Source organism: Candidatus Tenderia electrophaga, from assembly GCA_001447805.1.
GTDB lineage: Bacteria > Pseudomonadota > Gammaproteobacteria > Tenderiales > Tenderiaceae > Tenderia > Tenderia electrophaga.
Window position 1 is genome coordinate 925,895 of sequence record CP013099.1, and the last position, 14,370, is coordinate 940,264.

At 58.9% G+C, this 14,370-nt stretch carries 10 protein-coding genes; 4 read left to right on the forward strand and 6 right to left on the reverse strand.

Annotated elements, in window-relative coordinates; translation table 11 throughout:
* Positions 1–77: 77 nt before the first annotated feature.
* Positions 78–374 (reverse strand): hypothetical protein, encoded by a 297-nt coding sequence (locus Tel_04330; protein ID ALP52432.1) that lies wholly within the window; start codon positions 372–374, stop codon positions 78–80.
* 103 nt (positions 375–477) lie between these two features.
* On the opposite strand from Tel_04330, the gene Tel_04335 reads away from it, so the two are divergent.
* The gene (locus tag Tel_04335) at positions 478–2,004 is read left to right on the forward strand and encodes a transposase (GenBank protein ALP52433.1); all 1,527 of its coding nucleotides are present in this window, start codon (positions 478–480) and stop codon (positions 2,002–2,004) included.
* 374 nt (positions 2,005–2,378) lie between these two features.
* Here the strand turns inward: Tel_04335 and Tel_04340 are convergent, their stop codons facing one another.
* The 5 genes from Tel_04340 to Tel_04360 all read right to left on the reverse strand — a co-directional run bounded on the left by Tel_04340 (position 2,379) and on the right by Tel_04360 (position 10,331).
* On the reverse strand, positions 2,379–4,103 hold the full coding sequence (locus tag Tel_04340) for a hypothetical protein (protein ID ALP52434.1): 1,725 nt from the start codon (positions 4,101–4,103) through the stop codon (positions 2,379–2,381).
* Between the two features lie 501 nt (positions 4,104–4,604).
* Positions 4,605–5,060 (reverse strand): hypothetical protein, encoded by a 456-nt coding sequence (locus Tel_04345; GenBank protein ALP52435.1) that lies wholly within the window; start codon positions 5,058–5,060, stop codon positions 4,605–4,607.
* Positions 5,061–5,148: 88 nt separating this feature from the next.
* Positions 5,149–7,971, reverse strand: coding sequence for a valine--tRNA ligase (locus Tel_04350; protein ALP54734.1), 2,823 nt, complete (start codon positions 7,969–7,971; stop codon positions 5,149–5,151).
* A gap of 404 nt (positions 7,972–8,375) precedes the next feature.
* The gene (locus Tel_04355; protein ID ALP52436.1) at positions 8,376–8,816 is read right to left on the reverse strand and encodes a hypothetical protein; all 441 of its coding nucleotides are present in this window, start codon (positions 8,814–8,816) and stop codon (positions 8,376–8,378) included.
* A 21-nt stretch (positions 8,817–8,837) separates the two neighbouring features.
* Positions 8,838–10,331 (reverse strand): aminopeptidase, encoded by a 1,494-nt coding sequence (locus Tel_04360; protein ID ALP52437.1) that lies wholly within the window; start codon positions 10,329–10,331, stop codon positions 8,838–8,840.
* A 223-nt stretch (positions 10,332–10,554) separates the two neighbouring features.
* Between Tel_04360 and Tel_04365 the strand changes: the two genes are divergently transcribed.
* From Tel_04365 to Tel_04375, 3 genes are all read left to right on the forward strand, one after another.
* Positions 10,555–11,655: a hypothetical protein gene (locus Tel_04365; protein ID ALP52438.1), complete on the forward strand. Its 1,101-nt coding sequence runs from the start codon at positions 10,555–10,557 to the stop codon at positions 11,653–11,655.
* Entirely contained in the window at positions 11,652–12,716 is a 1,065-nt protein-coding gene (locus Tel_04370) for a hypothetical protein (GenBank protein ID ALP52439.1), read from the forward strand. The genes Tel_04365 and Tel_04370 overlap by 4 nt, the downstream gene beginning before the upstream one ends.
* 82 nt (positions 12,717–12,798) lie before the next feature.
* Positions 12,799–14,355 carry a hypothetical protein gene (locus Tel_04375; protein ALP52440.1) on the forward strand — a complete coding sequence of 519 codons (1,557 nt, stop codon included), beginning with the start codon at positions 12,799–12,801 and terminating at the stop codon, positions 14,353–14,355.
* The last annotated feature ends 15 nt before the right edge of the window (positions 14,356–14,370 follow it).

Below are 14,370 nucleotides of genomic sequence, written 5' to 3' on the forward strand. Positions count from 1 at the left end.
TCTTCTACACCAGGCGCGCATTTTCCCACCGGGCCCTTTGTTTAAAAATTCATCCAACAAGATAGATGTCCGGCCGTTTAACGGCGGCGATCCAATATCATGCCGACGGCGAAGCCTGTCGCGAACGCCGCCAGCACGCTTGTTAAAGGGCGCTGTTCTACCTCTCTGCCAATGGCGTCATAGGTGTCTTCGGCACGGTCGCGTATCGCTTCACCGGTGCGGCGGGCACTGTCGTAGGCGCGGTCGTAATACTCCTGCCCTTGCGCAACGCCGGACGCTTTCATAGTCTGCAGCAGGGTGGCCATATCTTCGCGCAGATCTGAGAGATCTGATTTGACCTGATCCAGTTCTTTGTTGAGTGCCTGATTATCCATGGGAATCTCCTGCGCTTTGAGTTGAAATTAAACGTTGAGGCTGTAGAAAAACCCCAAATTTGCTAACATCACTCTATATATAAAAACATCGTCGGGGGGATTGATGGCACGCTTCAAAGACTACAGCTACGAGCAGATGACCATGTTGCCGGTGTCGTTTGATCGACAGATACTTCCCGGCAGTTTCGAATACAATCTCACCTATCTCATTGAAGAGTGCCTGGACCCCTCCATTTTTCACCATCGCTACAAAAACGATGATGGCGGGCGTCCAGCTTATGATCCAGCGATCCTGTTGAAGGTTGTTTTGTTGGCCTATTCAAAAGGGATCACCAGCAGCCGCAAGATCGAGCAGCTGTGCCGCGATAACATTCTATTTATAGCCATATCCGCCAATAGTCAGCCTCACTTCACCACCATCGCCGATTTTATTTCCTCCTCTCATCAAGAAATCGAAAAGCTGTTCCTCCAGGTACTGATGGTCTGTGACCAGGAAGGCCTGATCGGCAAAGACATGTTCGCCATCGATGGCTGCAAGCTGCCCAGCAATGCTAGCAAGGAGTGGAGCGGCACCCAGGCCGATCTTAAGAAAAAGAAGCTCAAAATGGAAAAGGCCGTGCGGCGCATGCTCAGCAAACATCGCGAAGTAGACAAGCATGGTCTCGATGAAACGATCGTCGAGCGGCAAAAACAACAGTGCCGAAAGCTGGCCAAGACCGCCAAAAAGATCCAGGCCTTTCTCGACAGCCACGACGACCGCAAAGGCGTCAGTGGTCGCACCGTACAGAGCAACATCACTGATAATGACAGCGCCAAGATGAAAACCAGTCACGGCGTCATTCAAGGCTACACCGGCGTCGCCACCGTTGACGCCAAGCACCAGGTCATCGTCAGTGCTGAAGCCCACGGTCAAGGTCAGGAGCACAACCTGCTCAAGCCCAGCCTCGAATCGGCCAGTGCCAATCTCAAACTCAACAAGCAGGAGCGTCGCCAGATCAAGATCACCGCCGACAGCGGCTATCACAACCTAAGCGCCTTGCAATACCTGGATCAGGAAAAGCTCGACGGCTACATCGCCGATGTTGGCTTTCGATCACGCGATCCCCGTTTCAAGGACTACGAACGCCACAAGCCCGTCACACGGCTCAAGCCCAAAGAGCGCTTCACCTCAAATGAATTCAAGGTCGATCTCAAGCACAAAACCTGTATCTGTCCCGCCGGCAATGCCATGTGGTTGCAGTGCGAAGAGACAAAAATCGGCAACAGCCTGTTCATGAAATTCCAGGGCTATGAAAATGATTGCCGTCACTGTCATCTTAGAAAACGCTGCCTCAGATCAGAGCAACAAAAGAGCCCGCGCCAGTTTGCCGTAAAGCTAGGCAACACCAAAAAACATCAACAAACCAGTCTCATCGAGAAGATGAAACAAAAGATCGACAGTGCCATGGGACGGCATATCTACAGCCAACGACTGGGCACTGTTGAACCTGTATTCGGAAATATCACCAGCAGTATAGGATTCAAGCGATTTAGTCTGCGAGGAAAACAGAAGGTCAACGGTCAGTGGCAATTGATTAGCATGATCCACAACATATTTAAAATACACCGATATGCGTGGAATGGGGCATAACGAATGGAATAGGTCTCAAGTATCGGGAAGAATTGATCTGTATTATTTCTCGGTGAGGATTGGATCAAATGGGGAGTAGTAAAATATTAACTGAGGCGAGTGATGGTGGTGAGACTTGTATTTGGGTTTTTCTACAGACTCGTTAGTCTAATGTGTGTTTTTCCGACAGTGTTTTTGGGTAAGCCCGTATCTCGGCTCGATCCCGTGCTCATATAAAGTCTGGCGTATATCGGTTAAAGCAGACTACGCGGCGTTGCTGTCAGTGGCATTGAAAAATATCAATGCCTCATCGATGAGGCCGATAGCAGGGCGAAGGTATCGTGCGGGCTTGTCCCAATCGACTGGACATGGACAAGATGGAGCCGCATTGGCGTTCAATCGGAACCGTCTTGGTTGCCGTGTTCGGCTTCGTTGGGGCGCTCGGTTCGGGAACGTTCGGCGGGATTCGTCCGGCGCTTGTTCGGGGGGCTGGCGTCCCCGTCGACGGCGCTATTGTCCTTCGCAGGCTTCTCTATAGCGTCAGTATCCGCGCCGTCACGCCACACCAGTTCTGGGGTCTCGTCAGGGTCCGTCTTGAGAACGGTGGTGTTGGTGGGGAATGCAAATTCCAGCCCCGCCTCTTTGAAGCGTTTCAGAATCTGTAGATTGATCTTGCTATCTAACTCAAGGGCATCCCAATACTCCGGCGGTTGAAAATAATATTGCACCAGTAAACGCAGATCGTATTCACCGTAGGCCTCAAACAAGACATGTGGTGGTTGATCTTCAGGTTGTCCTTCATGGTCGTGAAGGATGTCTTTTAGAATATCCATCGCTTCGGCGACTTTCTCCGGCGGTGTGTCATAGGTCAGACTTATGCGGAAGCGACGTCGGATATAGGGTCGGGCCCCGACATTTTGGATGGCCTCGTCAATGATTTCGCTGTTGGGGATATTGAATAGGTGGCCGTCGAAGGTGCGGAAACGTACGGCCCTGAAGCCGATGTCTTCCACACGTCCCCAGTAATCCTTGTAGATCATGAGATCGCCGACTCTGATCGGTTTGTCGCCAAATAAGGTGAAGGCCGCAGCTAGATTCTCAATAGAACCGCGTAGGATGAAGGATAAGGCAACACCGATAACACCCAGTCCGGTGAGCAAACCGGTCAACCCGGATGAGAGTATAACGTTGATAAGGGTGGCTGCGAGGCTGATCAGTACGATCACCCGAAGAACTCTGAGAATAAACAATTCAATGTGATGATCGACATTGGTGTCATAGGTCTTGCCGATGATCCAGCTAATCCCCGATGCCAAGGCCTTCGCTGTACCCCATAAAAACCAGAACAAGGCGATGATGAGGGCTGACGTGATGATCTTGTCGAGCATCGGTTCGGCAATGCCGGGTATCCAAAGCGTTTCAAGGCCCAGATATATTCCAGTCGCGGCAGCGGCCATGTAAAGGGGGGCGCCCGAAGATTCCAATAGCAATGCCATGCTGCGCCAGGACTTTAAACGTAGGGCGTGGGAGATGAGGTCCATACTCTTGCTTATGAGCCAAGCGAGCATTAGCCCACCAAGTACATAGAGCGCAAAACGTCCCCAATCGATCGGGGCATTGCGCACCTTCACCGTATAGTCAAGGACCTGTTTCGTGTAAGCCCACGCGCTGTCATACTTACGTACCAAGGGTGGCGGTGGATGCCCGTCTTGGATGGCGTCCAGCATCATTTCAAGCTCGTCCAGCAACTCCTCGCGCAGGTGGCCGAGTTTTTCCGTCACCTCGGATACTTCGAGCACGCCATCGCCTTCCAGCTCATCGAGATGCTGGTGTAGTCGTTGGGCGAATTCCGTTCGGATTTCTGAAGCGACTTTGTCAAAGCGCTGCTGCGTCTGGGGGTCATCCACTTTGGCCGTGGCGCGCCCCTCGGCAACGAGACGTGCCGTGGTGCTTTCGAACGCCGACAATGCTTTTTCGCTGACATAGTCCGATGTAACGACCGTAACGCCCGGCTGTGATGCCGCGCCGACGGTGAAGCCTTGCGCATGTGCGGACAGCGGTAGCGTAAGGGTGAAGAAAAGTAGAATCCGACGGATCCAGAGCGTGTTGTGCAATGGCATGGATCGACTCCAAATCGTTTATGGCGAGCAGCTTGGTATGATGGATGTCATTGGCGTCTCGCGCCTGAGCAAATCGCCTTCTCCAAATATCGCTGTTTCAGGAACAGAGTTTAGATGGATGTTTGTTCAAGTATGGTTAGCCTAGCAGACTATCGGGGAGTAGACACAATTAGCTCTTTCGTCCGGTTCTGCTACGACAGCCTGCGTGCGCATTGCCGCTGAGTCACTCCGTCGGTATGAATGCGGAACCTGCAATCTATTTCAAACGCACTGCCCGGGCTGCTCGGTTAGCTTGAGGCGGGTTGTGGCGCCTGCCTGCGTTCTGGTTGTCGGCGACGAGAAAGCGCTTGGTGACAGTAATCACTGCTCGCAGTGTTGGTCAGTTAAGGTTTGGCCATGCCAGCGCTAAACTGCGCTCAAAAAGGAGGGGTGTCGCAAGGCGGTGGGCGTGGCCGTTTGTTGATGGATGTGTCGGGACTCCTGGTCCGGCGTGCGCGGCGTTTAATCAGTCGCGGCGTTGATATATTCAAAGCTTTCGCTGTATATCTCTTGTCCCAACTCGTTTAATACCGACACGGTCCAGGTCCCTGTCCACTCCGGCATGAGCGTTTTGCTGGACCATACGCGCCAGCGCGGTGCGCCGACATCAAACTTAACCTCGGCCATGGTCTGACCGTCATAGATCCAGCGATGGGTGGCGGTTTGGCCGGCCATGCCTTTGAGTTCGGTGAAATAATAGATGTGGCGCTGAGCGTTGCTCAGTTCGTTGATGGGTTCTTTGGGCTCACGGTTGACCACGGCCTGGGTGAAGGTGGAGCGGGCGACGGAACCGCTGATAACGCCGATGTTGGTTTCGGGCATTGCCTCGGGCGTGGCGGCGCGTGCCAGGTTGCCGCCGCTGATGAGGGTGGCGAGCAAGGTGATGGTGATGCCGATGTTAAAGGCGTCTTTGTTCATGATGCGCTCTCCCCAAAGCCGATGGGAAGACAGTGTAGTGCAAGCGCAGCTAAAAGAATAGCCGGCGCTGCCCTGGCGCTAGCAGGCCCTAGAGCGCCGCGATGCGTAGAATCTGCTGTTTCAGATTATCGAGCGATTTTTTCATCTCGACCACTTTCTGACGCTCTTTGTCCACCACCGCCTCGGGTGCTTTGCTGACGAAGTGTTCATTGTTGAGCTTGCCCTCGGTGCGAACCAAGTCTTTTTCCAGTTTTTCCACTTGCTTGTTGAGGCGCGCGAGCTCGTCGTCTTTATCGATCAGACCGGCCATGGGAATCAGCACCTTCATCTCGCCCACCAGGGCGGTGGCGCTTTCCGGCGCGCTGTCGGGCTCGTCCAGCCAGGTAGTGGATTCCAGCCGCGCCAGGGCGTGGAGGTAGCCGCTGTGCCGTTCCAGCAGACGGGCATCCTGATCCGAACCGTTGGCCAGTAGCACCGGCAGGGGCTTGCCCGGCGGGATATTCATCTCGCCGCGAATGGTGCGCACGCCCAGGATGAAGCTCTGCACCCAGTGCATTTCGGTTTCGCTGTCGTGATCGATCTGTGTCGAGTCGACCGTCGGGTAAGCTTGGAGCATGATGGTGGCCGCTTCCGGCGTCCTGTCTCCCGCGGCACGCGTACTTTCCTGTCCCTCGTCGCCGTTGACGCCGGCGAGCGGCGCCACGCGCTGCCAGATCTCCTCGGTGATATAGGGCATCAGCGGATGACTCAGGCGCAGCAGGCTTTCCAATACATTGACCAAGGTGTGGCGCGTACCGCGCAGCTTGGTCGCGCTGCTGCCGTCGTCGTTGAGGACGACCTTGGACAGCTCCAGGTACCAGTCGCAGTATTCGTTCCAGGTGAATTCATAAATGGCCTGGGCGGCTTGATCGAAGCGGTAGTGTTCGATGGCCTGGGTGACTTCTTGGACTGTCGCTTGCAGGCGGCTGAGGATCCAGCGATCGGCCAGGCTCAGTTCCAGCTCGCCACCCTGTTGACCGCAGTCGTTGCCTTCGGTGTTCATCAACACGTAGCGCGCCGCATTCCACAGCTTGTTACAGAAGTTGCGGTAACCCTCGGTGCGTTGCAGGTCGAACTTGATGTCGCGGCCGGTGGAGGCCAGGGCGGCAAAGGTGAATCTCAGTGCATCGGTGCCGAAGGGCGGGATGCCGTCGGGGAATTCCTGGCGCGTGGCCGTTTCGATCTTGGCGGCCATGTCGGGCTGCATCAGCCCGGCGGTGCGCTTGCTCACCAGGCTGTCGAGGTCGATACCGTCGATCAGATCTATCGGATCGAGCACGTTGCCCTTGGATTTGGACATCTTCTGGCCGTGGCTGTCGCGCACCAGGCCGTGGATATAGACCTCCTTGAAGGGCACCTGGCCGGTGAACTTGAGTCCCATCATGATCATACGCGCCACCCAGAAGAAGATGATGTCGAAGCCGGTGACCAGCACGCTAGTGGGGTAGAAGGTCTCCAGGTCAGGGGTTTGCTCGGGCCAGCCCAGGGTGGAGAAGGGCCACAGTGCCGAAGAGAACCAGGTGTCGAGCACGTCGCTGTCCTGGGTCAGGGCGACGTCGTGGCCGTATTTCTGTCTGGCCTGGGCGCGCGCGTCTGCTTCGCAACGGGCGACGAAGATATTGCCCTCTTCGTCATACCAGGCCGGGATGCGATGGCCCCACCAGATCTGCCGCGAAATGCACCAGTCCTCGATATTGCGCATCCATTCGAAATAGGTGTTCTTCCAGTTGTCCGGGATGAATTTGATGTCACCGTTTTCCACCGCCTCGATGGCGGGCTGGGCCAGTGGCTCGACCTTGACGAACCACTGGTCGGTGAGCAGCGGTTCGATCACGCTGTGGGAGCGGTCGCCGCGCGGCACCATCAGTTTATGCGGCTCGATCTTGACGACTAGATTGAGCGCCTCCAGGTCGGTGACGACCTTGGTGCGCGCCTCGAACCGGTCCAGGTCGCGATACTGCGCCGGCACGGCGTGATTCAGCTTGGCGTCTTCGGTGAAGATGTTGATCATGGGCAGGTCGTGTCGGCTTCCCATGGCGTAGTCGTTGAAGTCGTGGGCCGGGGTGATCTTGACGCAGCCGCTGCCGAATGCCGGGTCGACGTAATCATCGGCGATGACCGGAATCTGGCGCCCGGTGAGGGGCAGGGCGATCTGCTTGCCGATGAGGTGCCGGTAACGTTCGTCCTCCGGGTGCACGGCGACAGCGGTGTCACCCAACATGGTCTCGGGGCGGGTGGTGGCCACCACCACATGGCCGCTGCCGTCGGCCAGCGGGTATTTGAAATGCCACAGCTGACCGTCTTCCTCCTGCGACACCACCTCCAGGTCGGAGACGGCGGTGTGCAGCACCGGGTCCCAGTTGACCAGGCGCTTGCCGCGGTAGATCAGGCCCTCTTCGAACAGGCGCACGAACACCTCGCGCACTGCCTCGGACAAGCCCTCGTCCATGGTGAAGCGCTCGCGCGACCAGTCCAGGGATGCGCCCATGCGGCGCAGTTGGCGGGTGATGTGCCCCCCCGATTCCTGTTTCCATTTCCAGATCTGTTCGATGAAGGCCGCGCGCCCCAGGTCGTGACGGGTCTTGCCCTGGGCGTTGAGCTGGCGCTCCACCACCATCTGGGTGGCGATGCCGGCGTGGTCGCTGCCCGCCTGCCACAGGGTGTTGTCGCCCTGCATGCGGTGATAGCGGATCAAGGCGTCCATGATGGTGTCCTGGAAGGCGTGGCCCATGTGCAGGTTGCCGGTGACGTTGGGCGGCGGGATCATGATGCAGTAGGGGCTGCCCGCGCCGGAGGGGGCGAAGTAGTTGCTTGCTTCCCAGGCCTCATACCAGGGTTGTTCGATTGCCTGCGGGTTGTACGTCTTGTCCATCTCGGTGGTCACTTTCATTGCATGCACGGCGCGGCGCGCGGCGGGCGCATATTGTAGCGTATTTGCACGGCCTTTTCGGGCGCTGCCCTTGGCCGCCGGCTGGCGCGCCTTGCGCACCGCCTCGGCCAGTTCACGGCCGATGTCTTCGGCGCTGATCAGGGGACGATGAATATCGGCGAAGTGCGCCTGGATGACGTCGGCCAGGTGGTCGAGCTGGCGTTTCACGGCGGCGTCGATGACCCGGCTCAGTGCCGGGCTGGGCTGTGATTGCTGGATCTTTGGACGTAGTTGCTCGATGTCATCGTCGCTGGCCACCACATCCTGCAGCACGGGAAGGGCGTCGTCCTGGAAGACGGCCGGCAGTTCCTCGTCGAGCTTGAAGGTGGGGGGCGGATCTTTCTTTTTCATGAAATGTTGTGGGTCTCCAGACTGTAACCGCGGTCGCGATAAAACTTATAGCGCGCCCGCCCCGAGCTCTTGTTGTCGCCGTGTTGATCGATGACCTCGGCCACGCGCTTGAACGAGCTGAAAAACAGCGGGACCTGCTGATCCAGATTGATCAGTACTTCGCGCCCCTGGGCGTGGGCCGAGGTCTCGGCGTCGCCGTTGTGGCCGATGAGCACGGCGGCATCGGGATCGGGGCTGGCGCCGTCAATGCCGTGAGGGATGAAACTGTTCTGTTTGAAGGTCCAGAGCAGCTCGTCGAGCCGGGCGGCCTGCCGGGCATCGCTGGTATGGACGTAGACGCCGTGGCCGAGACGATAGGCCTTTTCGGCGATGCGGCAGGCGAATTGTTCGCGATTGCCGTGCTCGGCCTCGAGGATGTAGAAGTCGATCCGGGTCATAGGCCCTGAGGTTACTCCGCTTTATTTTTCCTTACAACGATCCAGCAGGTACTGGGTCAGCAGCGGCACGGGGCGGCCGGTGGCGCCCTTCTTGTCGCCGCCCAGCCAGGCGCTGCCGGCGATATCGAGGTGGGCCCAGTCGTACTTTTTGGTGAAGTTGGAGAGAAACGCCGCCGCGGTGATGGCGCCGCCCTCGCGGCCGCCGATGTTGGCCAGGTCGGCGAAGGGGCTCTTCAATTGTTCGTTGTATTCCTCCCACAGCGGCAGCTCCCAGGCGCGGTCGCCGCTGGATTTGCCGGCGTTGAGCAGGTCGTGGGCCAACGGGCTGTGATTGCTGAGCAGGCCGGAGGCGTGTTTGCCCAGGGCGATGACGCAGGCGCCGGTGAGGGTGGCGATATCGATTACCGCTTCAGGTTCGTATTTTTCCGCATAGCTCAGCGCGTCGCACAAGATCAGACGTCCCTCGGCGTCGGTGTTGAGGATCTCGATGGTCTGGCCCGACATCGAGGTGACAACGTCGCCGGGTTTGTTGGCGGCACCGTCGGGCAGGTTTTCGCTGGCCGGCACCACACCGATGATGTTGAGCGGCAGCTTTAACTCCGCCACCGCGCGCATGACGCCGAAGACGCTGGCGCCGCCGCACATGTCGTACTTCATCTCATCCATGGCGGCGGCCGGCTTGAGCGAGATGCCGCCGGCGTCGAAGGTCAAGCCCTTGCCGACCAGCACGATGGGTTTGTCCTTGCCGTTGCCCGTGTGTCGCATGCAGATCAATTTGGGCGGCTGGCGGCTGCCCTTGGCCACCGATAGCAGGGCGCCCATGCCCAGCTGTTCCATATCTTTCTGTTCCAGGATTTCGGTGTCGATGCTGTCGTATTGATGCGCCAATGCCAACGCCTGCTCCGCCAGGTAGCTGGGCGTGCAGATGTTGCCGGGCAGATTGCCCAGGTCCTTGGCCAGTTTCACCCCCTGGGCGATGGCATAGCCTTCGGTGACGGCGTCTTCGCTGTCCTGCAGCTCGCGGCGACTGGCCACACTCATGACGATCTTGCGCAGCGGTCGGCGGGTGGTGTCCTTTTTGGATTTGAGCTGATCGAAACTGTAGAGCGAGTTCTCCACCGTCTCCACCGCCTGGCGTACGTTCCAGTGATTGTCGCGGCCCTTGACGTGCAGCTCGGTGAGGTAGCACACCGCCTCCATGGCGCCGATGTCGTTCAGGGTGGTGGCGGCGGTGGCGATGATCTTGCGATACTGGGCGTCGTGGAGTTCACGTTCGCGGCCGCAACCGATGAGCAAAATGCGGTCGCAGAGGGTGTTGGGGACATTGTGCAGCAGCAGGGTCTGGCCGATCTTGCCCTCCAGATCACCGCGGCGGATCAGGTTGGAAATGAAGCCGTCGCTGACCTGGTCCAGACGCTCCGCCGCCGGCGACAGGCGCCGCGGTTCGAACACGCCGACGACGATACAGGCGGTGCGTTGTTTTTCGGGATTGCCGCTTTTTGCAGTAAACTCCATGGTGTGGTTCCCCTGGCAAAGCTATAAAAAGTTGTTGAGAGTCCGGGTTTTATTGAATAAAGCCCTGCTTTTGTCGGATATTTATTGTTAGCACTATTTGCCGGCCAAAAAGGCCTGGTTTGTATAGCGACCGTATTTATTTCCGACGGTATTGCAAGAGTTTACTCAAAATACGCATTTTTTCCACTGATCAGCGAGTCTTATCACGCCTGGACGGATTCTTTTGATAATCGAACGCTACTTGTTTAAAGAGCTCGCCGGCACGCTGTTCGCCGTGACGGCGGTGTTGTTTTTGATTTTCGTCAGCAGCTGGTTTGCGCGCTTGTTGGGGCGGGTGGCGGCCGGTAGCGTGCAGGCTGATGTGATTTTTTTGCTGCTTGGGTTGAAATCCGTCGATGCACTCATGATTTTGCTGCCTTTGGCCTTTTACCTGGCGGTGTTGCTGGCCTTCGGCCGTTTGTACAAGGACAGCGAGATGACCGCTATGCTGGCCTGCGGTGTGAGCCTGACGCGTGTCACCCGGCTGGTGTTCTGGGTAGGAGTGGGGTTTGCCCTGGTGGTGGCCCTAGTGTCGCTCTATGTCGCCCCCTGGGCGCGCGGCGAACGCTACCAGCTGCAGGAAGAAATGAGCGCCACCACCGGCCTGGAGGCGGTGGCCGCCGGCCAGTTTCGCGAGTTGGGGGAGAGTGATGTGGTGTTCTATGCCGAGCGGCTGTCGAAGGATGGTGAGGGCATGGAAAACGTCTTTATCCAGGGGGTGCGCAAGGGCAATCTCAATCTGGTGGTGGCGGAGCGCGGTACCCAGGTCATCGAAGCCGGCGCTCGTTATCTGCTGCTGAAAAACGGCTACCGCTACGAGGGCATTCCGGGTCAGGCCGATTTCCGTATCATTCAGTTCGCCGCCCATAAGGTGTTGCTGCAACAGTCGGAGGTGGTGCTGCAGGTGGATGAGACCTCCGCCGTTGCGACGCGCCAGCTGTGGCAGTCGCAGAAACCCCACGAGGTGGCGGAGCTGCAGTGGCGCATTGCCATGCCGGTCTCCGCCGTGTTGCTGGCGCTGCTGGCGGTGTTTCTCAGTCGCACCAATCCGCGCCAGGGGCGCTATGCCAAATTCTTTCTCGGTATTCTGGTGTACGTGATCTACAGCAACCTGCTCGGCGTGGCCAAGACCTGGGTGGAGCGCGGCAAGGTCGAACCCTGGTTGGGGATATGGTGGGTGCACGGCTTGCTGTTGCTGGCGGTATTGCTGCTGATGCTGCAACACGCCGGCGGTGTGCGACTGTTGTTGGGTCGCGGCCGCGCGCCTGCGAGGGCGCCGAGATGAAGCTTTTGGATCGCTACATCGGCAAGGCCGTGCTCTCCAGCACCCTGGTGGTGATGCTGGTATTGCTGGCCCTGTTCGGCTTCGCTTCATTCGCCGGCGAGCTGGACAAGACCGGCCGCGGCAGCTACGACGCCGCCCTGGCCTTGCAATACACCCTGCTGCTGCTGCCGCGCCTGGCCTACCAGCTGTTTCCCATTGTGGTGCTGTTGGGGGCGATCATCGGTCTCGGAATGCTGGCGAGCCAGAGCGAATTGGTGGTGGTGCGCGCCGCCGGGGTGTCGCTGCATCGCATCGTCTGGACGGTGATGAAGGTGGGTCTGCTGCTGCTGGTGTTGATGCTGTTGGTGGGCGAGTTTGTCGCCCCGGCGGCCGAGTTCCGGGCCCAAAGCCTGCGTGCCGAGGCCATTTCCGGGCAGGCCAGTTTCCGTACCGACAGCGGCCTGTGGGCGCGCGACGGCAACAGCGTGATTCACATCCGCGATCTCATCAGCCGTGATCAGGTGGGGCGCGTCTCGGTGTATGCATTCGATGAACGCAATCGACTTGCCACCGTCACCACTGCCAAGCGCGCCGTCTACGACGGCCAGGAGTGGCTGCTCCAGGAGGTGTTGCGCAGTGAGGTCTCCAGCGCCGGCGTCGAAACGGTGCAGCAAGGCGAACTGCGTTGGCGTTCCCTGCTCAATCCGGGCTTGATCGGGGTGGTGACGGTGAAACCGGATTATCTCTCAGCCCCCGGACTGCTGCGCTATATCGAATATCTTAAGGACAACGGCTTGGATGCCGGCCAGTATGTGCTGGCCCTGTGGAAGAAGGCGGTGATGCCCTTGACCACGCTGGTGATGATCGTGCTGGCCGTGCCCTTCGTGTTCGGTCCGCTGCGCTCGGTGGGGGTGGGGCAGCGCATTTTCGTAGGCACCCTGTTCGGCATCGGTTATTTTCTGCTGGATCAGACCACCGGCCATTTGGGCTTGGTCTACGGTCTATCACCCTTAATGAGTGTGCTGGTCGCGCCGGTGTTGTTTTCCGGGGTGGCCTATTATCTGTTTCGCCGTGTGTATTAAGCGGTCTTGGTGTGTTGCGTCGCTGTTCGTCACGCTGCTGCTGAGTGGTTGCGGCGGCGGCTCCGGCAGCTCAAACGGCAGTGTGGATAACGCCGGCGATCCCCTGTTTGCCGATCAATGGCACTTGGACAATACGGGCCAGTTCGTCGGTACCCGCAGCGGGGAAGACATCAATGTGATACCGGTGTGGAATGACGGCGTCAAAGGCGCGGGCGTATTGGTGGCGGTAGTGGACGACGGTCTGCAGCTGGGCCACGAGGACTTGGCTGCCAATATCGCCGCCAATAAAAGTTGGGACTACCGCCAGTCGGATAACGATCCGTCTCCTGCGAGCGAGAATTATCACGGCACCTTCGTCGCCGGCGTGCTCGGTGCGCGTGACCAAAACGGTCTCGGGCTGCGCGGCGTGGCGCCGCGAGCCAGTCTCGCCGGCTACAATCTGCTATGGAACAACACTGTGCTGAATACGGAGCTGTACGATGCCATGACGCGCAACCTCAGCGAAGTCGGTGTCTCGAGCAACTCCTGGGGCCTGTCCGTGGACGGTCTGGGTGAGGCGGAGCCGCCCACCGATACATTCTGGCACGACGGGGTCGAGCGCGGCGTGCTGGAAGGCCGGGGCGGCAAGGGCACCGTGTATGTCTGGGCCGCCGGTAACGGCCGGGAAGACGGCGGGCAGGACAACAGCAACTACGACTATCAGGCCAACAATCGCCATGTCATCGCCGTCTGCGCCGTGGACGGCCGTGGTCAGCGCGCCAGCTATTCCGAAGTGGGCGCCAACCTGTGGCTGTGCGCCCCGGGCGGCGCCAATTTCCTCTCCGGCGGCGGGATGGTCTCGCTGGGTCTGCCGACCACGGATTTGATGGGCGCGGCGGGCTGTAACGGTGATCCCGATTGTCAGGTCGGCGGTGACTACCAAAATCGCAGTTACACCCGCGCCTTTCTCGGCACCTCCGCCGCCACACCGGTGGTCTCGGGGGTGGTGGCCCTGATGCTGCAGGTCAATCCCGCCCTGGGCTGGCGTGACGTGCGCCTGATCCTGGCGCAGACGGCGCGGCGCAACGATAGCCTCGACGCCGACTGGTCGCTGACCGTGCCGCATACCGGCCAGCCGCAATATTCGATCAATCACCAATACGGCTTCGGCGTGGTGGATGCGGCGGCGGCCGTGGCCCGGGCCAAGACCTGGACCAACGTCGGCCCGCAGCAGATCGTCGAGCGCAGCGTCGCCAATGTCCAGGCGATCCCGGACAACATCGGCACAGCCTTGCAGCAGCAGGTCAGCGTCAGCGCCGATCTGGTGATCGAATATGTCGAGATCGACATCAATACCAACCATATCTATGCCGGCGATCTGGAAATTGTGCTCAGCGCGCCCTCGGGTACGGACAGTGTCTTGGCCGAGACCCATGACTGCCTGATCGAGGTGCCCGGGCAAACCCCCGGCCAGGTGACTTATCAAGTGCGTTTCGGCACCTGCGCCTATGGGTATAACCCGTGGACCTTCGGCAGCAGCCGCCATCTCGGTGAAGGCAGCAGCGGCGTGTGGCGTTTGACGCTCAGGGACCAGGGCAATCAGGGAAGTAGCGGTGATCTGATAGCCTGGACGCTGCGCATCTACGGCCGTGCGCCATAGCGGGAGGTGATGATA